The sequence below is a fragment of the Pseudomonas sp. B21-047 genome, from assembly GCF_024748775.1.
In the GTDB taxonomy this organism is placed as follows: Bacteria; Pseudomonadota; Gammaproteobacteria; order Pseudomonadales; family Pseudomonadaceae; genus Aquipseudomonas; species Aquipseudomonas capeferrum.
The window spans coordinates 5,032,501-5,058,018 of record NZ_CP087169.1; the positions used below are offsets into that span (position 1 = coordinate 5,032,501).

Annotated in this window: 23 protein-coding genes; 8 read left to right on the top strand and 15 right to left on the bottom strand. The window is 62.6% G+C overall.

Annotation, left to right across the window (positions count from 1 at the left end; genetic code table 11):
* Positions 1-172: 172 nt before the first annotated feature.
* From msrQ to mrcB, 9 genes are all read right to left on the bottom strand, one after another.
* Positions 173-787: a protein-methionine-sulfoxide reductase heme-binding subunit MsrQ gene (gene msrQ, locus LOY26_RS22790; protein WP_258714124.1), complete on the bottom strand. Its 615-nt coding sequence runs from the start codon at positions 785-787 to the stop codon at positions 173-175.
* The gene (gene msrP, locus LOY26_RS22795) at positions 787-1,800 is read right to left on the bottom strand and encodes a protein-methionine-sulfoxide reductase catalytic subunit MsrP (protein ID WP_186652583.1); all 1,014 of its coding nucleotides are present in this window, start codon (positions 1,798-1,800) and stop codon (positions 787-789) included. The genes msrQ and msrP overlap by 1 nt, the downstream gene beginning before the upstream one ends.
* Positions 1,801-1,879: 79 nt before the next feature.
* Entirely contained in the window at positions 1,880-2,731 is an 852-nt protein-coding gene (gene pssA, locus LOY26_RS22800) for a CDP-diacylglycerol--serine O-phosphatidyltransferase (RefSeq protein ID WP_027594991.1), read from the bottom strand.
* Positions 2,732-2,880: 149 nt separating this feature from the next.
* Positions 2,881-3,897 (bottom strand): ketol-acid reductoisomerase, encoded by a 1,017-nt coding sequence (gene ilvC / locus LOY26_RS22805; RefSeq protein WP_033701544.1) that lies wholly within the window; start codon positions 3,895-3,897, stop codon positions 2,881-2,883.
* 55 nt (positions 3,898-3,952) lie between these two features.
* Positions 3,953-4,444: an acetolactate synthase small subunit gene (gene ilvN, locus LOY26_RS22810; protein ID WP_003250040.1), complete on the bottom strand. Its 492-nt coding sequence runs from the start codon at positions 4,442-4,444 to the stop codon at positions 3,953-3,955.
* A 1-nt stretch (position 4,445) separates the two neighbouring features.
* A complete protein-coding gene (locus tag LOY26_RS22815; protein WP_033702567.1) occupies positions 4,446-6,170 on the bottom strand; it encodes an acetolactate synthase 3 large subunit in 1,725 nt (574 codons plus the stop codon).
* Positions 6,171-6,584: 414 nt separating this feature from the next.
* Entirely contained in the window at positions 6,585-6,911 is a 327-nt protein-coding gene (locus LOY26_RS22820) for a YqcC family protein (RefSeq protein WP_186652584.1), read from the bottom strand.
* The gene (locus LOY26_RS22825; RefSeq protein WP_186652585.1) at positions 6,911-7,699 is read right to left on the bottom strand and encodes a tetratricopeptide repeat protein; all 789 of its coding nucleotides are present in this window, start codon (positions 7,697-7,699) and stop codon (positions 6,911-6,913) included. Before LOY26_RS22825 ends, LOY26_RS22820 begins: the two co-directional genes overlap by 1 nt.
* A 15-nt stretch (positions 7,700-7,714) precedes the next feature.
* Positions 7,715-10,036, bottom strand: a complete 2,322-nt coding sequence (gene mrcB, locus LOY26_RS22830; protein WP_033701549.1) for a penicillin-binding protein 1B — start codon at positions 10,034-10,036, stop codon at positions 7,715-7,717.
* Positions 10,037-10,152: 116 nt separating this feature from the next.
* On the opposite strand from mrcB, the gene LOY26_RS22835 reads away from it, so the two are divergent.
* Both LOY26_RS22835 and LOY26_RS22840 read left to right on the top strand, forming a co-directional pair.
* Positions 10,153-11,715: a bifunctional aminoglycoside phosphotransferase/ATP-binding protein gene (locus tag LOY26_RS22835; RefSeq protein WP_033701550.1), complete on the top strand. Its 1,563-nt coding sequence runs from the start codon at positions 10,153-10,155 to the stop codon at positions 11,713-11,715.
* Between the two features lie 215 nt (positions 11,716-11,930).
* Positions 11,931-12,209 (top strand): TfoX/Sxy family protein, encoded by a 279-nt coding sequence (locus LOY26_RS22840; RefSeq protein ID WP_047583985.1) that lies wholly within the window; start codon positions 11,931-11,933, stop codon positions 12,207-12,209.
* Between the two features lie 178 nt (positions 12,210-12,387).
* Here LOY26_RS22840 and LOY26_RS22845 read toward each other — a convergent pair whose 3' ends face one another.
* From LOY26_RS22845 to LOY26_RS22860, 4 genes are read right to left on the bottom strand one after another with little or no spacing between them, the layout of a single operon-like run.
* Positions 12,388-13,272: a ChaN family lipoprotein gene (locus tag LOY26_RS22845; RefSeq protein ID WP_258714126.1), complete on the bottom strand. Its 885-nt coding sequence runs from the start codon at positions 13,270-13,272 to the stop codon at positions 12,388-12,390.
* A gap of 12 nt (positions 13,273-13,284) precedes the next feature.
* Positions 13,285-14,052, bottom strand: a complete 768-nt coding sequence (locus tag LOY26_RS22850) for a heme ABC transporter ATP-binding protein (RefSeq protein WP_186652588.1) — start codon at positions 14,050-14,052, stop codon at positions 13,285-13,287.
* Positions 14,052-15,035: an iron ABC transporter permease gene (locus LOY26_RS22855; RefSeq protein WP_162181160.1), complete on the bottom strand. Its 984-nt coding sequence runs from the start codon at positions 15,033-15,035 to the stop codon at positions 14,052-14,054. The genes LOY26_RS22850 and LOY26_RS22855 overlap by 1 nt, the downstream gene beginning before the upstream one ends.
* 50 nt (positions 15,036-15,085) lie before the next feature.
* Positions 15,086-15,970, bottom strand: coding sequence for a hemin ABC transporter substrate-binding protein (locus LOY26_RS22860; protein WP_258714127.1), 885 nt, complete (start codon positions 15,968-15,970; stop codon positions 15,086-15,088).
* 149 nt (positions 15,971-16,119) lie between these two features.
* Here LOY26_RS22860 and LOY26_RS22865 point away from each other — a divergent pair, with 149 nt between their 5' ends.
* Entirely contained in the window at positions 16,120-16,437 is a 318-nt protein-coding gene (locus LOY26_RS22865) for a Rieske (2Fe-2S) protein (RefSeq protein ID WP_258714128.1), read from the top strand.
* Here LOY26_RS22865 and sfsA read toward each other — a convergent pair.
* Both sfsA and LOY26_RS22875 read right to left on the bottom strand, forming a co-directional pair.
* Complete coding sequence (sfsA, locus tag LOY26_RS22870) at positions 16,427-17,140, bottom strand: DNA/RNA nuclease SfsA (protein WP_258714129.1); 714 nt, start codon at positions 17,138-17,140, stop codon at positions 16,427-16,429. The two genes, LOY26_RS22865 and sfsA, sit on opposite strands and share 11 nt — an antisense overlap.
* The gene (locus tag LOY26_RS22875) at positions 17,140-18,312 is read right to left on the bottom strand and encodes a pyridoxal phosphate-dependent aminotransferase (RefSeq protein WP_033701559.1); all 1,173 of its coding nucleotides are present in this window, start codon (positions 18,310-18,312) and stop codon (positions 17,140-17,142) included. Before LOY26_RS22875 ends, sfsA begins: the two co-directional genes overlap by 1 nt.
* Positions 18,313-18,522: 210 nt before the next feature.
* Here LOY26_RS22875 and dksA point away from each other — a divergent pair, with 210 nt between their 5' ends.
* The 5 genes from dksA (at position 18,523) to LOY26_RS22900 (ending at position 24,801) form a co-directional block, all read left to right on the top strand.
* Positions 18,523-18,969: an RNA polymerase-binding protein DksA gene (dksA, locus tag LOY26_RS22880; protein ID WP_095063786.1), complete on the top strand. Its 447-nt coding sequence runs from the start codon at positions 18,523-18,525 to the stop codon at positions 18,967-18,969.
* A gap of 63 nt (positions 18,970-19,032) precedes the next feature.
* Positions 19,033-19,920, top strand: a complete 888-nt coding sequence (gene gluQRS / locus LOY26_RS22885) for a tRNA glutamyl-Q(34) synthetase GluQRS (protein ID WP_095063787.1) — start codon at positions 19,033-19,035, stop codon at positions 19,918-19,920.
* Between the two features lie 301 nt (positions 19,921-20,221).
* Complete coding sequence (locus LOY26_RS22890; RefSeq protein WP_003250005.1) at positions 20,222-20,398, top strand: hypothetical protein; 177 nt, start codon at positions 20,222-20,224, stop codon at positions 20,396-20,398.
* Positions 20,382-23,357 (top strand): sensor histidine kinase, encoded by a 2,976-nt coding sequence (locus tag LOY26_RS22895; RefSeq protein ID WP_077068659.1) that lies wholly within the window; start codon positions 20,382-20,384, stop codon positions 23,355-23,357. The genes LOY26_RS22890 and LOY26_RS22895 overlap by 17 nt, the downstream gene beginning before the upstream one ends.
* A gap of 4 nt (positions 23,358-23,361) precedes the next feature.
* On the top strand, positions 23,362-24,801 hold the full coding sequence (locus LOY26_RS22900) for a sigma-54 dependent transcriptional regulator (protein WP_047583820.1): 1,440 nt from the start codon (positions 23,362-23,364) through the stop codon (positions 24,799-24,801).
* Positions 24,802-25,518: the final 717 nt, after the last annotated feature.

A 25,518-nucleotide genomic window follows, 5' to 3' on the forward strand; every position in this document is an offset into this window, starting at 1 on the left:
CATTTGTTTCGGGCCAGTTATTCCAGAGGCATTGGCGCGCGACCCCTTGGTGTTCGCCTCAATATCGCGTCGTACGAACAAGGCGGTCGCGCGCAAATGGCACAGGCCTCACTGGTCCGAAACAAATGGAGCGACGGTTCGGCGCCCCCCCCCCCCACAACGAGCATAGCCCCTACGAAGCCACTCTCCCCCGCCGCCCCACCAACCGCGGCACGCGCCGCGCCACTGCGGGAATCCGCAATACCATCAGCAAACCACCAATGCCCGCATAGATAGCCCACTCCCGCAGGTCCGAGCGCACAATCCACAGAAAATGCAGCAACCCCAACCCCAGAATCACATACACCAGCTTGTGCAGCTTTTTCCAACGGGCGCCCAACCGCCGCTGGCTGTACCGATTGGAGGTGACCGCCAGGGCCAGCAAACCAAGAAAACCCAGCGCACCCACAAAAATGTAGGGCCGCTTGCGTAGCTCGACAGCCAACTGCCCCCAGTCCAACCCCAGAATAAAGAACAGATAACAAAGGATGTGCAGCACGATATAAGCAAAACACCACAACCCCAGCTGCCGGCGCACGACGATCCAGCCCGACCACCCGGTCAGCCGCTGCAACGGCGTCATGCACAACGTCACCAGCAAGAACGTCAGCGCACCCAAACCCAGCCGGTCCATCAGGATCTTGCCCGGGTCAGGCCCCAGCAGGCTCATCGCCGCTTCATACAACCACCAAAGCGGCAACGCGCACCCCACTATAAAGATGGCCAGGCGCAACCAGGGATAACGCATCAATAGTTCTTCCGCAGGTCGAGGCCGGTATACAGCGACGCCACCTCATCGGCGTAGCCATTGAACATCTGGGTCTGCCGCACATTGGGGCTGAACAGGCCACTGGGTAAACGGCGTTCACGCGCCTGGCTCCAACGCGGGTGATCGACTTCCGGGTTGACGTTGGCATAGAAGCCATACTCGTCTGGCGCCAGCCCCTCCCAGGTGGTTTGCGGCTGCTCGGCCACCAAGCTGATACGCACGATCGACTTGATGCTCTTGAACCCATACTTCCACGGCACCACCAGCCGCAGCGGCGCGCCATTCTGGTTAGCCAGCTCGCGGCCATACATGCCCACCGCCAGAATCGCCAAGGGGTGCATCGCCTCATCCAGGCGCAACCCTTCTCTATAAGGCCAGTCGATCAAGGCAAAGCCTGAGCGCTGCCCGGGCATATGCTCCGGGTCCTTCAACGTCTCGAATCGCACGTAGCGCGCTTTCGATGTCGGCTCTACCTGTTTGAGTACCTGCGCCAGCGGGAAGCCAAGCCAGGGGATGACCATTGACCAGGCCTCGACACAGCGCAACCGGTAGATGCGCTCTTCGAGCTGATACGGCTTGACGAAGTCTTCGAGGGCATAGCGCCCTGGCTTACCAACCTCGCCATCGACCACCACCGACCACGGCTCGGTCTTCAAGCTATCGCCATTGGCCGCTGGGTCGCCCTTGTCAGGCCCGAACTCATAGAAGTTGTTGTACTGGGTCGCATCTTTGAACGGGGTGATGGCCTCGCCCTTGACCGTTACCGCCTGCCATTGCGTGGCAGCAAGCTTGTCGCTGAACCAGCCTGGTGCGGCGCCCGCCTCGACATCAGCGTAACGGCTGGCCTCGGCCGCATGCGCCAGGCCTGGCAGTGCGCCCAGGGCTAGCCCTGCCAGCGAACCACCGAGCAAGCTGCGACGAGAGAGATAGAGACCTTCGGGGGTGATCTCCGATGCATTGCACTCGGACGACCTGGGTAGCTTGATGAGCATGGACGGCTCCACAGCACTGGATAACGGATGTACCAGTAAGACTATGGAGCCGGAGGGTTATGCCATCATTAAATCATTGTCACGACTTACGACGGCGAGACCGCAGCAGGAACTGGATCGGCCCAGACGCCGCGTAGGCAAGGAAGATCAGCAGCAGAATGCGGGGCGGGTCACTGAAGACCACCGCGAATACCAGCACCACAGCCAGGATAGCCACAAACGGCACGCGCCCTTTGAGGTCGAGCTCCTTGAAGCTGTTGTACTTGATGTTACTGACCATCAGCATGCCCGCAGCCGCAACCAGCAGCGCCACCAGGAACGACAGCTTGGAGCCCTGGATGCCGTAGTCACTGAAGGCCCACACGGTACCTGCAACCACCCCGGCAGCCGCGGGGCTGGCCAGGCCGATGAAGTAACGCTTGTCGGCGGTACCCACCTGGGTGTTGAAGCGCGCCAGCCGCAGAGCGGCGCCCGCCACATAGATGAAGGCGACCATCCAGCCGACCTTGCCCATGTCGCCCAGTGCCCAGCCAAAGGCCAGCAGCGCCGGGGCCACACCGAAGGCGACCATGTCCGACAGCGAATCGTACTCGGCGCCGAAGGCGCTCTGGGTGTTGGTCATGCGTGCTACACGGCCATCAAGGCCATCGAGCACCATGGCAACGAAGATAGCGATGGCGGCGAAGGCGAAGTACTTGCTTGCCTCGCGCGGGTCACCGGCGCTCAGCGCACTCTGCGCGCTCATCGAGTTGATGATGGAATAGAAGCCGGCGAACAGGTTGGCGGTGGTGAACAGGTTAGGCAGCAAATAAATGCCGCGATGCCGGACCTTGCGCCCTTCGGCGTCATGGCCTTCTTCAATGTGCTCATCGACAGGTAGCAGGCTTTCGGCGTCGGAGGGCTTGTTCGGCTCTTCGGGACGTTCGCTCATGTAGGGTACCTTGCAACAGGGTGGAATATGTTCGACACGGGCCTGCGAAACAGGTTCTGACGGCAGGCCACTGGTCTGCTTTATACCAGATGCCGGCTGCCTAAACGAAAAAACGCGGCCGAAGCCGCGTTTTTCATGTTGCGAGAAACTTAGTTCTTGGCTTTGTCGACGATCTTGTTCGCCGAGATCCAAGGCATCATCGAGCGCAGTTGCTCGCCGATGACTTCGATGCCGTGGGCAGCGTTGTTGCGGCGCTTGGCGGTCATCGATGGGTAGTTGGTGGCACCTTCGGAGATGAACATCTTCGCGTACTCGCCGTCCTGGATGCGCTTCAGAGCGTTGCGCATGGCCTTGCGGGATTCTTCGTTGATGACTTCTGGGCCGGTGACGTACTCACCGTACTCGGCGTTGTTCGAGATCGAGTAGTTCATGTTGGCGATGCCGCCTTCGTACATGAGGTCAACGATCAGCTTCAGCTCGTGCAGGCACTCGAAGTAAGCCATTTCTGGCGCGTAGCCCGCTTCGACCAGGGTTTCGAAGCCGGCTTTGACCAGCTCGACGGTACCGCCACACAGAACAGCCTGCTCACCGAACAGGTCGGTTTCAGTCTCGTCCTTGAAGGTGGTTTCGATGATGCCGGTACGGCCGCCACCGACGCCTGCAGCGTAGGACAGCGCAACGTTTTTGGCGTTGCCGGAAGCGTCCTGGTAGATAGCGATCAGGTCAGGGATGCCGCCGCCTTTGACGAACTCGGAACGCACGGTGTGGCCCGGGGCTTTCGGCGCGATCATGATCACGTCGAGGTCGGCACGCGGAACAACCTGGTTGTAGTGGATAGAGAAGCCGTGGGAGAAGGCCAGGGTGGCGCCTTTCTTGATGTTCGGCTCGATCTCGTTCTTGTACAGAGCGCCTTGGAACTCGTCCGGGGTCAGGATCATGACCAGGTCGGCAGCAGCGACAGCGGTAGCCACGTCGGCAACTTTCAGACCGTGGGCTTCGGCCTTGGCAACGGTGGCCGAGCCTTTACGCAGACCGACGGTAACGTCTACACCGGAGTCTTTCAGGTTGCACGCCTGGGCGTGGCCTTGGGAACCGTAACCGATGATGGCGACTTTTTTACCCTGGATGATGGAAAGGTCGCAGTCTTTATCGTAGAAAACTTTCATGAAAATACCCCTGGTTATATCTCGGCCCCTGCGGAGCCATCGCTAATTTTTGAATTTAGATGCTGAGCACTTTGTCGCCACGGGCAATGCCGGTGACGCCACTGCGCACGGTTTCGAGAATCGATGCGGTGCCGATGGCCTGGATGAAGCTGTCCAGTTTGTCGCTGGTGCCGCTCAGTTGCACGGTGTACACACTGGCGGTCACATCGACGATCTGGCCACGGAAGATATCCGTGGTGCGCTTGATTTCGGCGCGCTGGGCTCCGGTGGCCTTGACCTTGACCAGCATCAGTTCGCGCTCGATATGAGCACTTTCCGACAGGTCGACAAGCTTCACCACTTCGACGAGCTTGTTCAGGTTCTTGGTGATCTGCTCGATCACTTCGTCATGGCCAACGGTGGTCAGCGTCAGACGCGACAGGGTCGGGTCTTCGGTCGGCGCCACGGTCAGGCTTTCAATGTTGTAGTTACGCTGGGAGAACAGGCCAACGACGCGAGACAAGGCACCGGGTTCGTTTTCCAGCAGCAGGGAAATGATGTGCCGCATATCAGGTACGCTCCGTCTTGCTCAGCCACATGTCACGCATCGAGCCATCCTTGATCTGCATCGGATAGACGTGCTCGGTACGGTCAACCGCGATGTCGATGAACACCAGGCGGTCCTTCATCGCAAACGCCTCTTCCAGCTTCGGCTTGAGGTCCTTCAGGCTGGTGATGCGGATACCCACATGGCCATAGGCCTCGGCCAGCTTGATGAAGTCAGGCAGCGACTCGACATAGGAGTGCGAATGACGGCCGTTGTACGCCATGTCCTGCCACTGGCGGACCATGCCCAATACACCGTTGTTCAGGTTGACGATTTTTACCGGCAGGCCGTACTGCATGCAGGTAGACAGCTCCTGGATGTTCATCTGGATACTGCCTTCGCCAGTGACGCACGCCACGTCCTGATCCGGGAAGTTGAGCTTGACGCCCATGGCCGCCGGGAAACCGAAGCCCATGGTGCCCAGGCCACCGGAGTTGATCCAGCGGTTCGGCTTGTTGAAGCGGTAGTACTGCGCCGCGAACATCTGATGCTGGCCAACGTCGGAGGTGACGAAGGCATCGCCCTTGGTCACTTCGCACAGGGTTTCGATCACGGTCTGCGGCTTGATGACGCTGCCGTCCCCTTTGTTGTAAGGGAACAGGTCGCCATCGCCACGCCACTCGTCGATCTGCTTCCACCAGGCTTCTGCGGCGGCCTTGTCAGGCTGCTCGCCGATTTCCTTGAGGATGCCGAGCATCTCGTTCAAGACGCTGTCGACCGGGCCCACGATAGGCACGTCGGCCTTGATCATCTTCGAAATCGACGCCGGGTCGATGTCGATGTGGATGATCTTGGCATTCGGGCAGAACTTGGCCGGGCCGTTGACCACGCGGTCATCGAAGCGCGCGCCGACGGCGAAGATGACGTCGGCATTGTGCATGGCCATGTTGGCCGTGAAGCTGCCGTGCATGCCGAGCATGCCGACGAACTGACGGTCGGTACCCGGGTAGCTACCCAGACCCATGAGGGTATTGGTAACCGGCAGGTTCAGCGACTTGGCGATTTCGGTCAGGGCTTCGGAGCCACCGCCGAGGATCACGCCACCACCGGCATAGACGATGGGGCGCTTGGCAGCCAGCAGCATCTCGGCGGCCTTGCGGATCTGGCCGGAGTGGCCACGTACCGCCGGGCTGTAGGAGCGCAGCTTGACCTTCTTCGGATAGACGTACTCGAACTTCTCGGCCGGGTTGGTCATATCTTTTGGAATGTCGACCACGACCGGGCCGGGACGGCCGGATTGCGCCAGATAGAAGGCTTTTTTCAGAACTTCAGGGATCTCGGTGGCGTTCTTGATCATGAAGCTGTGCTTCACGATCGGCCGCGAGATACCGATCATGTCGGTTTCCTGGAAGGCATCGGTACCCACCATGGTGCTAGGCACCTGGCCGGAGAGGATGACCATCGGAATCGAATCCATGTAGGCGGTGGCAATGCCGGTGATGGCATTGGTCGCACCCGGGCCGGAGGTTACCAGCACCACACCGGCCTTGCCGGTGGCACGGGCGTAGCCGTCCGCCATATGGGTCGCAGCCTGTTCGTGACGAACCAGGATGTGTTCGACTTCCGGTTCCTTGAACAGGGCGTCGTAAACATGAAGAAGAGCACCGCCAGGGTACCCGTAGATGTGCTTAACGCCTTCGTCACGCAAGAAGCGGACGACCATCTCAGCGCCAGATAAAAGCTCCACGTTGTTCACCTCTAAAACGCCAGAATACCGTCCCTAGTGGACGGGTCTTAATAGGTTTACTGCCAAGCAGAGCACGAGCGAACGTCAGCACTGACTGAGCAAGTATTGGGAGCGCCCCAGAGTGTTGCGGGGTTTTCCCACCCAGCGCGAGGTAACGCGTTGCGGGGTGTTACAGGTCGGCGCGGGTGTGCGCCTCATGATCTGCTTAGCGGGTCTGCTTCTGGCAGTCCCTCTACAGCGGAAGTTGGATTCTTGTGATTTGGCGGCTACAAGTCAAGAAAAATTATTGCCAATTTTTCCTCAAGATGAATTCCTGCCACCACTAAAAAGGATAGCAGCAGCAGAATTAAGAAGATTTCCATAAAAAAGGGCCACAATCTGCGGCCCTTGAAGGAAAAAGAGAAGAAATCAGGCTCAAGCAGCGATCAATTGATCGAACTCTGCTAGCAGGCGCCGTAGCTCGCGACTCTGCTCCGGGCGATCGGTGAACACCGTTTCGGCCATTACCAGAATGCCCGACGCGTTAGGCAGCGGCTGGCCGAGCTCGATGATGATCTTCATGCGCGGCAGGAAGATCCATTGCAGCCACTGCTCCAGGCTCATGGTGTCGACCGCGAAGGGCACGGTGCTGGCCAGCGCTTCATCGCTGGGCGGCTCATCGTCCCACCAGCCCTGCACCTTCAGTTCACGCTCGATCAGCAGCAGGTGGTCGGCGATGTCCAGAATGCGTTGCTCGATCATTACGAGTTCACCCGTGCCTTCTGCCGCGCCAGCGCCGCACCGGCACTGTCACCTTGCTTCTCGCGGGCCTGGGCGATGGTGTTCCACAGTTCGGCCTGCAGGTCAGGGCGGCCATTGGCATAGGTCAGGGCTCGGCGGGCCAACTGCTCGGCCTGCGCGGCATCACCCTGGGCCAGGCGCACCTGGGCCAGGCGGAACAGCACCTGCGGTTCGCGCGGCGCGATACGCTGGGCACGCTCCAGGCTCGACGAAGCACCATTGAAGTCGCCACTGCCCTGTTGTTGCTGGGCAGTGGTCAACAGCGCCAGCACTGGCCCGTCGAGCTGTTCATCGGCAGACAGCCCACCGGCTGCGGCAGTGCTACGCGGAATACCGGTCGGCGCGCTGCTGGCTTTCGCCGTGCTGTTCATCGACGCGATGTCGAACGGTTCGTCGGCAATCGGGTTGGGGTTGGTGGTCATCGGCCCGGTGGAGACCGGGCCAGGGGTAATCGGCATGGCGCTGATCGGTGCCGCCCCATTGGCGGCCGGGAACGTCTGGATGCCCGAGGCACCGGCACCCTGCGGAATCATCACGGTCACGCCGGAGTCCTCAGGCAGCGTTTGCGCGTGTGAGGTGCCGCTGTTCATGCCAGCCGCCGAGCGGTTGGCCGTTACGCGTTCACTGTTGGACACGCGCGTGCTCGAGTCGACCACCGGGATATTGCCACGCTGGACGCTGGAGCAACCCTGAAGCACAACCAACGCCGTCAAGGCAGGAAACAGCCACTTATTCACTTCACACCTCATCAATGCAGCTCGCGCTTAATTCATCCAGCCTTTGACCCAGTCCATGACCGATTCTGCCGGATTCTGCTCACCGCCACAGGTTGCCCCGGCGGGCGGTTCGCTGCCGCGAATATACGGCATCTGCACCGCTCCCGGACAGCTGCCATCAGAACCTTGCCCGCTGTACGGGTCGATCCAGGCTTGCACGATGTTGTCCGGCTGCGGCATGTCCAGCGGCAACGGGTCGGCCTTCTTCATGAAGCTGGTCCAGACCTGCAGGGCGCCAGTGGCACCGGTGAACGGCGTCTTGCCGTTATCGTCGCGGCCCATCCACACCACCGCCAGCAGGTCCTGGCTGAAGCCGGAGAACCAGCTGTCACGCGAGTCGTTGCTGGTACCGGTCTTGCCGGCCAGGGTGAGCGAACGCGGCAACACGTTGTACACCGAACGGCCGGTACCTTCGCGCATCACCCGTTGCATGGCGTTCTGTACCAAGTAGATGGAACCCGGGTCGAAGGTTTGCTGAATCTGGAACGGGTAGCGCTTGAGCGGTTCGCCCTCGGCGGTCAGCACGCTGCGGATACCGCGCATCGGCGTGTTGAAACCACCATTGGCAATCGTCTGGTACATGGTCGCGACCTGCATCGGCGACATGCCACCGGCCCCCAGCAGCATCGCCGGGAAGGCTGGCCAATCGACATTCACGCCCAGCCGACCAATGGTCTTGATCACATTGGGCACGCCCACTTCCAGGCCGAGCTTGGCCGTCGACAGGTTGTAGGAGTTGGCCAGGCCCTGGTACAGATAAATGGTGCCATGGGGCCGGCGGTCATAGTTCTGCGGGCGCCAAACCTGGCCGTTGGCCCCTTTGACCGAGAACGGCTCGTCCTGTATCCAACTGGTCAGGGTGTATTTGCTGGGCTGCTCCAGGGCGGTCAGGTACACCGCCGGCTTGACCAGTGAACCGATCGGCCGCACTGCGTCGATGGCCCGGTTGAAGCCGGCAAAGCCCGACAGACGGCTGCCGATCAGCGCTTGGACTTCCCCGGTTTCCGGGTTGGTCACGACCATCGCCGACTCGACCTCGTCAGCCCCCTTGCGCCCGGCCAGGCGCTTGAAGGTCTCGTTCATCGAGGTTTCGGCCTTCATCTGCAGGATCGGGTCGAAGCTGGTGAAGATACGCAGGCCTTCTTCGGTCAAGTCTTCGTCGCGGTAGTCCTGGCGCAACTGGCGCTTGACCAGGTCGAGGAACGCCGGGAACGAGCTGTCTGCCAGGCTGCCGCGCTTGGTCACGCCCAGCGGCATCTTCTTCGCCGCCTCGATCACGTCCTTGCTCGCCACGCCCTGCTCGGCCAGCAGGTCGAGCACCAGGTTACGACGGGCCAGGGCGCGGTCAGGATAACGCCGCGGGTTGTAGTAGGACGGCCCCTTGACCATGCCCACCAGCAAGGCGATCTGGTGCAGCTTGAGCTCTGACAGCGGTTGGCTGAAGAAGAACTGGCTGGCCAGGCCGAAGCCATGCACCGCACGCTGGCCGTCTTGGCCGACGAATACCTCGTTGAGGTAGGCCTCGAGGATCTCGCGCTTGTCGTAATGCAGCTCCAGCAGCACGGCCATCATCGCTTCAGTCAGCTTGCGGCTGAGGCTGCGCTCGCTGGTGAGGTAGAAGTTCTTCACCAACTGCTGGGTCAGGGTACTGCCGCCCTGGCGCATGGCCCCGGACGAGGTGTTGACCCACACCGCACGGGCGATGGACTTGGGCGACACGCCAAAGTGGCTGTAGAAGTCGCGGTCCTCGGTTGCCACCAGGGTTTCGAGCAGGTACGGCGGCACCTGATCGATCTTGATCAGGATGCGGTCTTCGAGGTTTTTCGGGTAAATGCCGCCGATCATCAGCGGCTCCAGGCGTACCACATCGAGCTTGCCGTTGTTGGCGCCGGAAAGCCCGGCGACATAATCGCCAGAGAAGCGCACGCGCACGAACTGCGCCGGCTCCATCCCTTCGTAGAACTGGAAGCCACGGGTATTGAGGTCGACGGTATTACCGTTGACTGCCGCTGCGCCCGGGCCGTTGGCCGCGCTTTCACGGCGATAGCCAAGGGCGTCGAGTTCTGTGAGGAAGTCGTTCTTGCTCAGTTTTTGGCCGACGAACAGCTCCAACGGCCGGGCATACACCTTGGCCGGGATGGTCCAGCGCTTGCCGGAGAACTTTTCCTGGACGACAGCATCGAGGTAAACCGCGAAGCCGGCGATGATCACCAGGCCGACCAGGCTGAGCTTCAAAGCCCAGCCCAGCCAGGCGCGAGAGCGGCCGGTCGGGCGTTTCTGAGGGGTACGAGCGTTTCGAGTTCGAGTCATGGCGGCGGATTATACGCACTTTGTAAAGGCTGGGCAGGCGCCCCCGGCGGTATGCAGGGACGGCACCATTGACCATAATGGCGCATTCGAATTCCCTGCCCTCGGAAGGATTTCCCGTGAGCCAAGCTCTTATTACTGCGTTGCAGAACCCAGCCCTCTACCCTCACCCCGTGGATGGGTTCCAACTCATCGAGACGCATATCTCCTGGGTCCTGCTGACTGGCGAGTACGCCTACAAGGTCAAGAAGCCAATGAACTTCGGCTTCCTCGACTTCACCCGCCTGGATCAGCGCGCGCATTTCTGTAACGAAGAATTGCGCCTGAACCAGCGCCTGACCGAGGACCTGTACCTTGAAGTACTGCCGATCACCGGCAGTGCCGAAGCCCCGCAAATCGGCGGCGAGGGCGAGGCCATCGAGTACGCACTGAAGATGCGCCAGTTCCCCCAAGGGCAGATGCTCAGCACCTTGCAGGCCAACGGCGAGCTCAACGCCGAGCACATCGACCAGATGGCCCGGCAGGTTGCCGAATTCCACCTGCAGACGCCCAAGGTGCCGGCAGAGCAACCTTACGGCTCACCTGAAAGCGTGATGGCCCCGGTCGAGCAGAATTTCGAACAGATCCGCCCATTCCTCACTGACAAGGCCGACCTGCAGCAACTGGACAACCTCCAGGCCTGGGCACGTAGCAGCTTCGAGCGGCTCCAAGGCCTGTTCGCGGCCCGCAAGGCCAATGGCTTCACCCGTGAATGCCACGGTGACATCCACCTGGGCAACGCCACCGTGATCAACGGCAAGGTGGTGATCTTCGACTGCATCGAGTTCAACGAACCGTTCCGCATGACCGACGTCTGGGCCGACACCGGCTTCCTGGCCATGGACCTGGAAGACCGCGGCCTCAAGTGCCTGGCCCGGCGCTTCGTCAGCCAGTACCTGGAACTGACCGGCGATTATGAAGGCCTGGAAGTGCTGAACTTCTACAAGGCCTACCGCGCCTTGGTGCGCGCCAAGGTGGCGCTGTTCAGCATGCCGGCCGATGCCGATGGCGTGCAACGCGCCACGACCCTGCGCACCTACCGCAACTACGCCAACCTGGCGGAAAGCTACAGCGCCATCCCTTCGCGGCTGTTGGCCATCACCCATGGCGTCTCGGCAGTGGGCAAGAGCCACGTGGCGATGCGCCTGGTCGAGGCCCTGGGCGCGATCCGCGTGCGCTCCGATGTCGAGCGCAAGCGCCTGTTCGGCGAACAGCAGCAAGCAAACGTCGGCCAGCTGACTGCCGGCATCTATGACCAGGATGCCAGTGCCGCCACCTACCAGCGCCTGCACGAGGTAGCGGAGACGGTATTGCGCGCGGGCTTCCCGGTCGTGCTGGATGCCACCTACCTCAAGCGTGAACAGCGCCAGGCGGCGGCAGATGTCGCCAACCAGACGGGCGTCCCCTTCTTGATCCTCGATTGCCACGCACCGGAGGCGGTCATTGCCAGCTGGCTGGCCCAGCGCCAAGCCGCAAACAGCGACCCGTCGGACGCCACCCTGGAGGTGGTCAAGGCGCAACAGGCCAGCCGTGATGCGTTGAGCGAGGAAGAACTGCTGGTCAGCAAGCGCGTCGACACCCAGGAAGGTGCCAGCATGGACCAGGTGATCGAACAGGTGCGTCAGCGCTTGCCGGGCCTGTAATCCTCGCAGGGCCCCTGTGGTAGCGGGTAAACCCGCCCCATTGGGGCCCTGCCACACCAAAAGAGGCGGCTATTGAAAGCCAGAGGCCCCGTATTCAGGGCTGCTCGTCGCCACAGATGGCAAAAAGCCGCGCATTTTCCAAGCCCCGCTACACTCCTCTCTGACCTGCTCGCGATTTATCCCCAAGACCCGTTCAGCCATCGCAAGGAGGCTCGATGAACGATGAATTGCAGCATCTGAAGAATCTTGGCAAGACCTCTGCGCAGTGGTTGCACGCAGCCGGTATCCACAGTGCGTCGGATTTGCGCCGCCTGGGCGCGGTGGGTGCGTACCAGGCGGTAAAAACGCGAGGGTTCCGGGCCTCTAAAGTGCTGTTGTACGCCATAGAAGGCGCGTTGCTGGACATGCACTGGAATGATTTGCCGATCGAACGAAAGGAAGCGCTCAATCAACAACTGGATGAAAAAAGACCTCCGCAAAAAAATTCAAAATAAACCTGTGCAGGGGATTGACTCCGAAATGAGAATCGTTATGATTATCACAACTGGTCGCGAGACTGGTTGGATAAACTGAAAGCCCCTGGTTCGGACTCTCAGATTATCTCCTCATCAGGCTAATCACGGTTATTGACCCGGCTTTTTGCCGGGTCTTTTTTTTGCCTGCCGTTTGGCCTTACTGACGCAGTTGAGCGCAATAGTCCTGCTCAGGCACCGCCGCCGTGAACCAGACATAGTCGGCCATACCCGCCTCGACCTCTTCCCCCACCTCGGCCAACAGCACGACCGCGCTGCGCCCCTGCGCCCCGAGGTCGGCCAGATGCAACGGCACCCCCAGGTCCTTGCGTACGTGGTAAGCGCCCGCCAACAGCAAGGCGGGCTGCGGTGCCGCCATCAAGCGTTCGGCCATGCGCCGGTCACGTTGCTGCTGGACCGCAAGCATGGCTGGCAACTGGCTTTGCGGTAGCAGGCCGCAGTGCCCGATACGCACCTGCTCAAGCAGCGCGGCCTTCACCCCTGGGGCATTGGAACGCGCGCCCGACAACGCCGCCGGCTGGCGATAGGCTTGGCGCATCTGCGCGGGCGAAAGGTTGGCGGCCAACAGCGCAATGTTGCCCTGCAAAGCGTGCGTCACAATAGGCCCGTACAGCTGCCAGTCCCAGCCTTCCTCCCAGGCCAGTGCCTTTGGCAGGTCCGCAGGCAGCTGCTGCGCCTCAAGTGTGTCGACCAGCGGCTGCTGCTCGGGCTGCAGCATCTCCAGCAGCAGGCTGCCCTGGGGGCGCTGAGCCTGCAGGGCGCGCAACAGCCACAACTGCAACGCATGATGATCGGGGTTGTCATGCTTCTCCCCTACCAGCACACGTGGCGCGTCGGCCAACTGCCTGACCAGTTGCTCAGGGCTGATGAGCCGGCCGCTGGCCAGGTCCGTGATTTGCCCAAGCTGGGCGTGGGCACGCCCTTCGGGGCTCTGCCAGCCCGGTAACGGCGGCAGGCTGGCCTGGCACCCCGCCAACGCCAGCACCAGGCACAGCGCAAGACCGGACAGCAACGGATGGCGCATCGGCAATGCCTCCTAACGCGTGATGATCAGCGGGTGGCCGCGCTCGGGGTGCGCCTGCACCAGCACATCGATGCCGAACACCGCCTTCAGTGCCCCCGGCGTCAACACCTCCTGGGGTGATGCAAGGGCATGGCAGCGGCCCTGTTCGAGCAGCAGGATACGATCACAGTAGCGTGCCGCCAGGTTCAGGTCATGCAGGATCACCAGCACCGCAGCGCCGCGATCAGCGAAACGCCGCACCGCTTGCAGGGTCGTGTGCTGGTGCAGCGGGTCGAGCATCGAGGTCGGTTCGTCAAGCAGCAGTGTAGTGCCCTGCTCACCTGGCCACAGCTGGGCCAGCACGCGGGCCAGGTGTACCCGTTGCCGCTCACCGCCCGACAATGCCAGGTAGCTGCGCCCCAGCAGGTGCCAGGCATCCGCCGCACGCAAGGCCGCTTCGACGATCTCGGCGTCGCGCAGCTGGCCGCTGCCATGGGGCATCCGCCCCATGGCCACCACCTCTTCGACCCTGAACGAAAAGCCCAGGCTGGACACCTGCGGCAGCACCGCCAGGCGCTGTGCCCGCGCCTGCCCGGCCCAGTCAGTCAATGGCCTGCCCTGTAGCGTCACTCGCCCCTGGCCGGGGGCCAGTTCGCCACACAACACCCCCAACAGGCTGCTCTTGCCCGCGCCATTGGGGCCGAGCACACCCACGACCTGCCCCGGGGTCAGTTGCAGGTGGACGTCATGCAGCACTTCATTGCTGCCCCGCCGCAGGTGCAGGCCCTCGACTTGCAACATCAGCTACGCCCTCGAATCAGCAGGACCAGGAAGAACGGCGCACCGATAAGGGCGGTGACGATACCGATCGGCAGCTCGGCCGGCGCCAGCACCAGTCGCGCCACCAGGTCGGCGAACAGCATCAGCACACCGCCGGCCAGCAACGAGGCGGGCAACACCACCCGATGGTCGGGCCCTGCCAGCAATCGCACCAAGTGCGGCACCACCAACCCAATGAAGCCGATCAGCCCGGCGGCGGCCACCGCCGCACCCACCCCCAACGCGGTACAGAACACCAGTTCGCGCTTGAGCCGCTCCACCTCGATACCCAGGTGCCGCGCCTCCGATTCACCCAGCAGCAAGGCATTCAGCGCCCGCGCACGACGCGGCAACCACAGCGCCACGCCCCCGGCCACCATCAGCAGCGGCCACAACCGCTCGTAGCTGGCGCCATTGAGGCTGCCCAGGTTCCAGAAGGTCAAGGTGCGCAAGGTGGCATCATCGGCCAGGTAAGAGAACAAGCCCACTGCTGCGCCGCCCAATGCGGTCATCGCCACGCCGGCCAGCAACATCGTGGCGACATTGGTCTGGCCGTCACGCCGCCCCAGGCGATAGACCAGCGCGGTCACCCCCAGGCCACCGATAAAGGCACACAGCGACAACAGATAGGGCGCGAGCACATCGGGCATGCCGCCAAACCAGCTGCCACCGACGATGGCCACCGCAGCGCCCATCGCCGCCCCGGCAGCGACCCCCACCAGCCCCGGGTCGGCCAGCGGGTTGCGGAACAGCCCCTGCATGGCCACGCCGGACAGCGCCAGCACCGCCCCGACCGCCAGCCCCAGCAAGGTGCGCGGCAGGCGGATCTGGCCGAGGATCATCTCGGCCTGCTGCAGGTCATCACCCGCCACGGGCAGCCCCAACAAACGCAGGCCCGCGCGCAAGGTATCGAACAGCGGCAGGCTGACCGGCCCCAGGGCCAGGGACAACCACACCGCCAACAGGCACAACAGGCTCAGGCAGACGATCAGTGTGCGTGGCTGAACGCGCTGCTTCATTGCGCGAAGCTGGCCTTGGCTGCTGGGTAGAAGGCCCCAGCCAGCGTGCGCAGGGTCGCCGGCAAGCGTGGCCCAAGGCCGCCCACCAGCAGCGTCGGGTCGAGTGACACCAGGCGCTGCTCACGCACCGCACGGGAGGCCGCCAGCGCCGGGTTCTCCTTGAGCAACGCCTGCAGCGCCTGCTCATCGGCCAACGCACGGTCGGAAAACACCACCACGTCCGGGTCCAGCGCTGCCAGCGCTTCGCTGGAGAAGTTCTTGTAGCCTTGGTGCTCCGCCAGGTTGCGCGCCCCGGCCTGTCGCAGCAGCCAATCGCCCGCGGTGCCTTGGCCAGCGATCAACGGCTTGGCACCGGCATGGCCAACCAGCAGCAACACGCCGGGCGCCTTCTGGCCCGCCTGGGCCTGCTTGACCTCGGCCTGCAGCGCATCCAGCTGCTGGCGATAGCCTGTTGCCAGCGCAGTGGCTTGTTGCTCTGCACCAAGCAATTGCCCCAGGTGCCTGAGGTTTTCATCGACCGCGTCGAGTTCGGCCTTGCCCGAGAACAGTTCAACCCGCACGCCCGCCTTGCGGATCTGCGCCAGCACCGGTGGCGGCCCCATCTCTTCGGTACCCACCAACACATCAGGACGCAGGCTCAGAACGCCTTCGGCGGACAACTGCCGCTGATAGCCGACACTCGGTAGCGCCTTCAGCGACTCGGGGTGTTGGCTGGTGGTATCGACGCCAACCAGGTGCGCTTCGCCGCCCAGCGCACTGACCCATTCGCTAAGCGCGCCACCAGCGCTGACCCAACGCTGCGGCAGTTCGGCAGCCAGGGCCTGGGTAGACAGCACTAAACCTGCGCACAGGGCGATCAGGGCGACGGGGCGGCGCATCATCGGATTTCCTTCTGAAGGCGGGCCGCGCGCCTTGTGGCGGGCGGCGGAACTGCGCACCATAGACGGCTGGGCGCAGCGAATGCGGGCAATTTGATAATTATTCGCATTGAAGCGTCAAGCCATCACGTGTTTCACGAGTCTTCCTTGCCATGCACTTGCTTTGTACTTCCAGCTCATTGGCCGAGGGCCACAGCCGCGCCTTCAGCGTAGACGGCGTCGACCTGCTCGGCGTCCGCCGCCAGGGCCAGGTGTACCTTTATCGCAACCGCTGCCCACACCGGGGCATCCCCCTGAACTGGGCAACCGATGCGTTTCTCGATGACAGCGCCAGCCTGATTCACTGCGCCCATCATGGCGCCTTGTTTCTTATAGAGAACGGCGAATGCGTGGCTGGGCCTTGCGAGGGCGAGGTGCTGCAGGCCCTGGGCTGCCACGAAGACAGCCAGGGCATCTGGCTCACGGGTTGAGCAACACGGGCAATGGGCGGTTGATGACAATGCGTTCGGCATCCAGATGGGTGCCGTAGGCCAGCACCTCGACCCCTTCAGCCACGGCGGCGCGCAATGCCTGGGCATAGGCCGCGTCGATTTCCTCGGCTGGGCGCACCGCTCCGACCCCGGTCAGGTTCACACAATAAAGCTGCACGGCACGAACACCATTGCGGGCCAACGTCGCCAGCTCGCGCAGGTGCTTGGCGCCGCGCTGGGTGACGGCATCGGGGAATGCCGCAACGTCAGTGTAGGGGTAGCCCAGGGTCACGCTCTTGACCTCGACATAGGCCGGGCCGCTGTCGAACTCCAGGCGAAAATCGATGCGGCTGCCCTCTTCGCCATAGGCCACTTCGCGCCTGAGCGCCGTGAACCCGGCCAGCTCGCTGATCACACCGGCCCGCAACGCCTCTTCAACCAGTGCGTTGGCGCGCCCGGTGTTCACGCAGGCCAGCCGCCCCTGTGGCGTTTCGCTGATTTCCCAGGTGCCGGGCAGCTTGCGCTTGGGGTCGTTGGAGCGGCTGAACCATACCTGCCCGCCTTCGCGCATGCAGTTGAGCATGGAACCGGTGTTGGGGCAGTGAATGGTCAACTGCTCGCCACTGGCCAGTTCGATGTCCGCCAGAAACCGTTTGTAGCGACGCAGCAGGCGCCCCTGCTCGAGTGGAGGGAAGAATGCCATCAGCCTTGCCAACTGCGCAGGCCGCGAGCGATACGCTGCACCGCCTGTTCCAGGCGCGGCAGGCTCTGGGTGTAGGCAAACCGCACGTGATGCCCTGCCAGGTGGCGGCCAAAGTCCAGCCCAGGGGTGAACGCCACGTGCTCGGTTTCGAGGAAGTGCCGGCAGAAGGCGAAGGCATCGCCGCCGAAGGCGCTGATATCGGCATACAGATAGAAGGCCCCCTGGGGCTCCACGGCAATGCCGAAGCCCAGCTCGCGCAACGCCGGCAGCAGGTAGTCGCGACGGCGGGCGAACTCGGCACGGCGCGCTTCCAGAATCGCCAGGGTTTGCGGCTGGAAGCACGCCAGCGCAGCATGCTGGGCCATGCTCGGCGCACTGATGTACAGGTTTTGCGCGAGTTTCTCCAGGTCAGCCACCGCGCCAGGCGGCGCCACCAGCCAGCCCAAGCGCCAGCCGGTCATGCCGAAATACTTGGAAAAACTATTCAGCACAAAGGCTTCATCGTCCACTTCCAGCACACTGGGGGCATCCATACCGTAGGTCAGCCCGTGGTAAATCTCGTCCACCACCAGGTGGCCATGGCGTTCGCGGGTGGCGGCGGACAGGCTGGCCAGCTCGGCACGGTCCAGCACCGTTCCGGTCGGGTTGGCCGGCGAGGCGACCAGGGCGCCGACCGTGTCCTTGTCCCAGTAGCGCTCAACCAGGTCGGCTGTCAGTTGGTAATTGACCTCTGGCCCCACCGGCACCAACTGTGCGCCGCCTTCAACCAGGCGCAGGAAGTGGCGGTTGCAGGGGTAGCCCGGGTCGGCCAGCAACCAGTGCTTGCCGGGGTCGACCAACAGGCTGCTGGCCAGCAACAGCGCGCCAGAGCCGCCTGGGGTGATCAGAATGCGCTCGGGGTCGACACTCACCCCGTAACGCTGCCCATAGAAACCGGCGATCGCCTCACGCAGCGCCGGCAGGCCACGGGCGGCGGTATAGCGGGTGTGGCCCGCAGCCAATGCCGCCTGGCCGGCCTCGACGATGGGCGCAGCCGTGGTGAAGTCCGGTTCGCCGATTTCCAGGTGGATCACGTCGTGCCCGGCCGCCTGCAGCTCGTTGGCCCGCGCCAGCAGCGCCATGACGTGGAAGGGTTCGATGGCGCGGCTGCGCGCACTGTAGGGGTGGGCCATGACCTTCTCTCAATTGGGTCTAAACTGGAGATTCTACCTCTGCGCACTACCGAACGTGTGGCTCGCACCGCTGTCAATTATCTGGATCGGGCGGGGTAGCGCACCCCTGATCTATCTGGTAAGTTCGGCGGCTAGCAGTCGCAGGGCCGGTAGTTGCCGGAGATGGAGCAGCCTGCGCATTGGATCAGATGAGTAAGAGGCGGTCTATTCATGTCCACCCTAGAAAAGCAAAAATCGAATCAATCTCTTCATGGCGTCGATCCTTACGAGGTAAAAAAGGGTGAGGAGTACATGGGTAAGCCCATGCGAGATCACTTCACCAAAGTCCTCAACGCCTGGAAACAAGACCTCATGGAGGGTGTCGATAAAACCGTCGACCACATGAAGGAAGAAGCGGCCAACTTCGCTGACCCTGCAGACCGTGCAAGCCAAGAAGAAGAGTTTGCACTGGAACTGCGTAGTCGGGATCGCGAGCGCAAGCTGATCAAGAAGATTGATAAAACCCTGCAGTTGATCCAGGACGAAGAATACGGCTGGTGTGAATCCTGCGGCATCGAGATCGGCCTGCGCCGTCTGGAAGCCCGCCCAACCGCCGACCTGTGCTTCGACTGCAAGGAAATCGCGGAGAAAAAGGAAAAAACCGTCGGCAAAGGCTGATCCTTTTCCCATCCGAACGGGGCGCATCTTGCGCCCCGTTTCATTTTCAGACGCACGACAGCCATGAACGACTCCAGCTACATCGGGCGCTTCGCCCCTACCCCCAGCGGCTTTCTGCACTTCGGCTCGCTGGTGGCCGCCCTCGCCTCCTGGCTCGATGCCCGCGCCGTCAATGGCCGCTGGCTGCTGCGCATGGAAGACACCGACCCGCCCCGGGAAATGCCCGGCGCCCGCGATGCCATCCTGCAGACTCTGGAGCGCTACGGGTTGGCGTGGGACGGCGAGGTGGTGTTCCAGAGCCAGCGCCACGATGCCTATGCAGCCGTGGTCGACCGCCTGTTCAACATGGGCCTGGCCTACGCCTGCACCTGTTCGCGCAAACAGCTCGAAGGCCACAACGGCATTTACCCGGGGTTGTGCCGTAACGCCGGGCATGCCCGCGAAGGTGCGGCGATCCGCCTGCGGGTGCCGGAGTTGATCTACCGGTTCAGCGACCGGGTGCAGGGCACGTTCGAGCAGCATCTGGGCCGCGAGGTAGGCGACTTCGTCATCCAGCGCCGTGACGGGTTGTACGCCTATCAGTTGGCCGTGGTGCTGGACGATGCCTGGCAAGGTGTTACCGATATCGTGCGCGGGGCCGACCTGCTGGACAACACACCGCGCCAGCTGTACCTGCAAGAGCTGCTGGGGTTCTCGCAGCCGCGCTACCTGCATATTCCGCTGATCGTGCAGCCGGATGGGCACAAGCTGGGCAAGTCGTACCGTTCGCCACCCCTGCAGGCGGAGCATGCTACACCGCTGCTGTTGCGGGCATTGCGGGCGTTGGGGCAGGAAGCAGACCCCGATTTGCTGTTGGCTACGCCGGCTGAAGTGTTGGCGATAGCCCGCCAGCAGTGGCGGCCGGAGGCGATTGCGCAGCGGACCACAGTGCCTGAAGCTGATTTGCGCTGAGCCTCGGATCTGACCGGCCAATGCGGTCAGTGTAGGAGCGGCCTTGTGTCGCGAAGGGCTGCAAAGCAGCCCCGGTAATAGGTGCGGCAGAGCTGAAATCCTGGGGCCGCTACGCGCCCCATCGCGACACAAGGCCGCTCCTACAGGAATCGCGTGATGCTAAACACCGCGCATCTCACCAAAAACAAAAGCCCAATACTTTCAAAACCTTGGCTAACGCAATGGATTCCCGCTAGCATCCCCCCCGCCATTTGCGCCAATAATAAGTCCAAGCCCGCAGCGCCCAACCATCGAGGCCAGCATGTACATCTATCGTTTGGTCCTGCTTCTGGTCGTGGGGATCTACCTGTTCTCCCCGGCCATCATGGACTGGTGGATCGAACCAACCGGTGCCTGGTACCGCCCCTACCTGCTCTGGCTGATCCTGATCGTCGTCACCTTCATCCTGCAGAGCCAACGAGATGCCGATGAGCTTTAGCCTGACCCAGATGATCCTGATCAGCGCCGCGTACCTGATGGTACTGTTCGGCGTGGCCTGGATCAGCGAGCGCGGGCTGATTCCCCGTTCGATCATTCGCCACCCGCTGACCTACACCCTGTCTCTGGGCGTGTATGCCAGTGCCTGGGCCTTCTATGGCTCGGTCGGCCTGGCCTACCAGTACGGTTATGGCTTCCTGGCCTGCTACCTGGGGGTTTCCGGGGCCTTCCTGCTGGCGCCGGTGCTGCTCTACCCGATCCTCAAGATCACCCGCACCTATCAGCTATCGTCCCTGGCCGACCTGCTGGCGTTTCGCTTTCGCAGCACTTGGGCCGGCGCGCTGACCACCGTCATCATGCTGATTGGCGTATTGCCGTTGCTGGCCCTGCAGATCCAGGCGGTGGCCGATTCGATCAGCATCCTTACCGGCGAGCCGGTCAAGGCCAGGGTGGCCTTCGCCTTTTGTGCACTGATCACCCTGTTCACCATCTTCTTCGGCTCGCGGCACATCGCCACGCGCGAGAAGCACGAAGGGCTGGTGTTTGCCATTGCCTTCGAGTCGGTGATCAAACTGCTGGCCCTGGGCGGTATCGGGCTGTATGCCTTGTACGGTGTGTTCGGCGGCCCGCACGAGCTTGAAGTGTGGCTGCTGCAGAACCAGACCGCCCTGGCCGCACTGCACACACCGCTGCAGGAAGGGCCATGGCGCACCCTGCTGCTGGTGTTCTTCGCCTCGGCCATCGTCATGCCGCACATGTACCACATGGCCTTTACCGAAAACCTCAACCCGCGCTCGCTGGTCAGTGCCAGCTGGGGCCTGCCGCTGTTCCTGTTGCTGATGAGCCTGGCCGTGCCGCTGGTGCTATGGGCCGGCCTGCGCCTGGGCGCCAGCACCAACCCCGAGTACTTCACGCTGGGCCTTGGCATTGCTGCCAACAACGAGGCGCTGGCGCTGCTGGCGTATATAGGCGGCCTGTCAGCGGCCAGCGGGTTGATCATCGTCACCACCCTCGCGCTGTCGGGCATGGCCCTCAACCACCTGGTGCTGCCGCTGTACCAGCCGCCGGCCGAAGGCAACATCTACCGCTGGCTGAAATGGACACGCCGCGCGCTGATCGTCGCCATCATCACCGCCGGCTTCATGTTCTACCTGACCCAGAACAACCATCAGAGCCTGGCCAACCTGGGCATCGTCGCGTTTGTCGCCACCTTGCAGTTCCTGCCGGGCGTGCTGTCGGTACTGTATTGGCCGACCGCCAACCGCCGCGGCTTCATCGCCGGCTTGCTGGCCGGCACCCTGGTGTGGATGGTGACCATGCTGCTGCCGCTGTTGGGCAACCTGCAGGGCTTCTACATCCCGTTGCTGGACATGATCTATGTGCTCGACGACACCAGCTGGCACATGGCGGCCATCGCCTCGCTGGCGGCCAACGTCTTGCTGTTTACCCTGATCTCGCTGTTCACCAACGCCAGCAGCGAAGAGGTCAGCGCCGCCGAAGCGTGCGCGGTGGACAACGTGCGGCGCCCGCAGCGCCGTGAGCTGCATGCCGCCTCGCCGCAGGAGTTTGCCACCCAACTGGCCAAGCCATTGGGCGCCAAGGCCGCGCAGAAAGAAGTGGAACAAGCACTGCGCGACCTCTACCTGCCATTCGACGAGCGCCGCCCCTACGCGTTGCGCCGCCTGCGCGACCGCATCGAGGCCAACCTCTCGGGCCTGATGGGCCCGAGCGTGGCCCAGGACATGGTCGAGACCTTCCTGCCCTACAAGTCCGGCAACGAAAACTACGTCACCGAAGACATCCACTTCATCGAAAGCCGCCTGGAAGACTATCACTCACGCCTGACCGGCCTTGCCGCCGAGCTCGACGCCTTGCGCCGCTACCACCGCCAGACGCTGCAGGAACTGCCCATGGGCGTGTGCTCCCTGGCCAAGGACCAAGAGATCCTGATGTGGAACAAGGCCATGGAAGAGCTCACCGGCATCGCTGCCAAGCACGTGGTCGGGTCGCGCCTGGTGACCATCGGCGAGCCGTGGCGCGGCCTGCTGCAAGGCTTCATCGACCTGCCCGACGAACACTTGCACAAGCAACGCCTGGCCCTCGACGGCCAGCCCCGTTGGCTGAACCTGCACAAGGCCGCCATCGACGAGCCACTGGCACCGGGTAACAGCGGCCTGGTGCTGCTGGTCGAAGACCTGACCGAAACCCAGGCCCTGGAAGACAAGCTGGTGCACTCCGAGCGCCTGGCCAGCATCGGCCGCCTGGCGGCGGGCGTGGCCCACGAAATCGGCAACCCGATCACCGGCATCGCCTGCCTGGCGCAGAACCTGCGCGAGGAACGCGAGGGCGATGGCGAGATCACCGAGCTGTCGAGCCAGATTCTGGAGCAGACCAAACGGGTATCGCGCATTGTCCAGTCGTTGATGAGCTTCGCCCATGCCGGTGGCAGCCACCAGAACAGCGAAGAGCCGGTGTGCCTGGCCGAAGTGGCGCAGGATGCCATCGGCCTGCTGGCGTTGAACCGGCGCAACTTCGAAGTCCAGTTCTTCAACCTCTGCGACCCGGAACACTGGGCCGAAGGGGACCCCCAGCGCCTGGCCCAGGTGCTGATCAACCTGCTCTCCAATGCCCGCGACGCGTCGCCGCCCGGCAGTGCCGTGCGCGTGCGCAGCGAAATCAGCGAACACACCGTCGACCTGATCGTCGAAGACGAGGGCAGTGGCATCCCGAAGAACATCATGGACCGCCTGTTCGAACCCTTCTTCACCACCAAGGACCCGGGCGAAGGAACCGGACTGGGGCTCGCTCTGGTCTATTCCATCGTGGAAGAGCATTATGGGCAAATCACCATCGACAGCCCTGCCGATATCGAACGGCAACGTGGCACCCGGATCCGCGTGACCCTGCCCCGGCATGTCGTAGCGACGTCCCCTGAAATTCGAGACCGTCGAGAGAATTGAATCAATGCCGCATATTCTGATCGTCGAAGACGAAACCATCATCCGCTCGGCCTTGCGTCGCCTGCTCGAGCGGAACCAGTACCAAGTCAGCGAAGCCGGCTCGGTGCAGGAAGCCCAGGAACGCTTCAGCATTGCCACCTTCGACCTGATCGTCAGCGACCTGCGCCTGCCGGGCGCACCTGGCACCGAGCTGATCAAGCTCGGCCAGGGCACCCCGGTACTGATCATGACCAGTTACGCCAGCCTGCGCTCGGCGGTGGATTCGATGAAAATGGGCGCGGTGGACTACATCGCCAAGCCCTTCGACCACGACGAGATGCTACAAGCTGTGGCGCGCATCCTCCGTGACCGGCCAAGCGCGCCTGCTGCCGCACCGGCTACCGAGCCGCGCAGCAACGGCAAGGCCGCCGCTGCCGACAAGGGCAGCAATGCCTCGGCCAACGGCGAAATTGGCATCATCGGCTCGTGCCCGCCGATGCAGGACATGTACAGCAAGATCCGCAAGGTGGCGCCGACCGATTCCAATGTCCTGATCCAGGGCGAATCGGGCACCGGCAAGGAGCTGGTCGCCCGCGCCCTGCACAACCTGTCGCGGCGGGCCAAGGCACCGATGATCTCGGTGAACTGCGCGGCCATCCCCGAGACCCTGATCGAGTCCGAGTTGTTCGGCCACGAAAAAGGCGCCTTCACCGGCGCCAGCGCAGGGCGCGCTGGGCTGGTTGAAGCGGCGGACGGCGGCACCTTGTTCCTCGATGAGATCGGCGAATTGCCACTGGAAGCACAGGCTCGCCTGCTGCGCGTGCTGCAGGAAGGCGAAATCCGCCGGGTCGGCTCGGTGCAGTCGCAAAAGGTCGATGTGCGCCTGATTGCCGCGACTCACCGCGACCTGAAAAACCTGGCCAAGGCCGGCCAGTTCCGTGAAGACCTTTATTACCGCCTGCACGTGATCGCCCTGAAACTGCCCGCCCTGCGTGAGCGCGGCAGCGACGTCAACGAGATTGCCAGCGCCTTCCTGGCCCGCCAGAGCGCACGCATCGGCCGTGATGACCTGCACTTCTCTGCCGACGCCGAACAGGCCATTCGTCATTACAGCTGGCCGGGTAACGTGCGTGAGCTGGAAAACGCCGTCGAGCGCGCGGTGATTCTCAGCGAGAGCGCAGAAATTTCCGCCGACCTGCTGGGCATCGACATCGAGCTGAGCGACCTGGAAGACGACGACCTGCTCGACAACGCCCTGGGCGGCGCCAGCGCTGGCAATGCCAGCCATGAGCCGACCGAGGACCTGTCACTGGAGGACTACTTCCAGCACTTCGTCCTGGAGCACCAGGACCACATGACCGAGACAGAGCTTGCCCGCAAGCTTGGCGTCAGCCGCAAATGCCTGTGGGAACGCCGTCAGCGCCTGGGCATCCCGCGGCGCAAGAGTAACGCTACCAGCGAGTAATTCAACCTGCCCAGTGTTCGCCGCAGCAAGTGCGGCGCCTGGGAGATCGAGCGCCGCCCGCGCGGCGCTCGATCGCATAGGCGCTGAACAGGTTGTGGCGAACACACTTGGCCTTGGGCACACCCCAGGTAACACATCAGTTACCGCAAAAATCTGTTACCCAACCTTTCAGACGTAACAGTTGCCGAGGTGTACGGTAACGAAACCCCGCCATTTTCCGCCCACCAGAATCCTGCAAAAACCTGCAAACCCTTGATTTCATTGGGTTTCGAAAAGTTGGCACGGCACCTGCTATATGCTTAGTACAAAAACAATAACAAGCACTGCAACTCATAATAAGAACAAGACGAAACGGCTCACGCACAATAAAAACAAGACGGCGGAGGCGCAGCTAACTGATTCTTTTGGAGAGGATGCGTGTTTGGGGCTTGCCCCACGACCAGGCAGAGAACAACAAAAACTGCACTAAAAAGCAGCGCCTGAACTGGTTGGATCGACAGATCAACGTGACATCAGCGGCCAAAGCAATCCGTTTGCTCTTTACCCCTGGATTAGGGGTCGTCCACAAGCTTTGCGATTTGTGGGCAGGGCACTCAACAAAAACAAAAAGCCCAGCAAAAAAATAATAAGAGCACGCAACGACTTCTTGGGGAGCTTAGGCTCCCCTTGTCGTTTCTCCCTTCTGGCAGTCATCCTGCTACCCGCCTACACCATTCC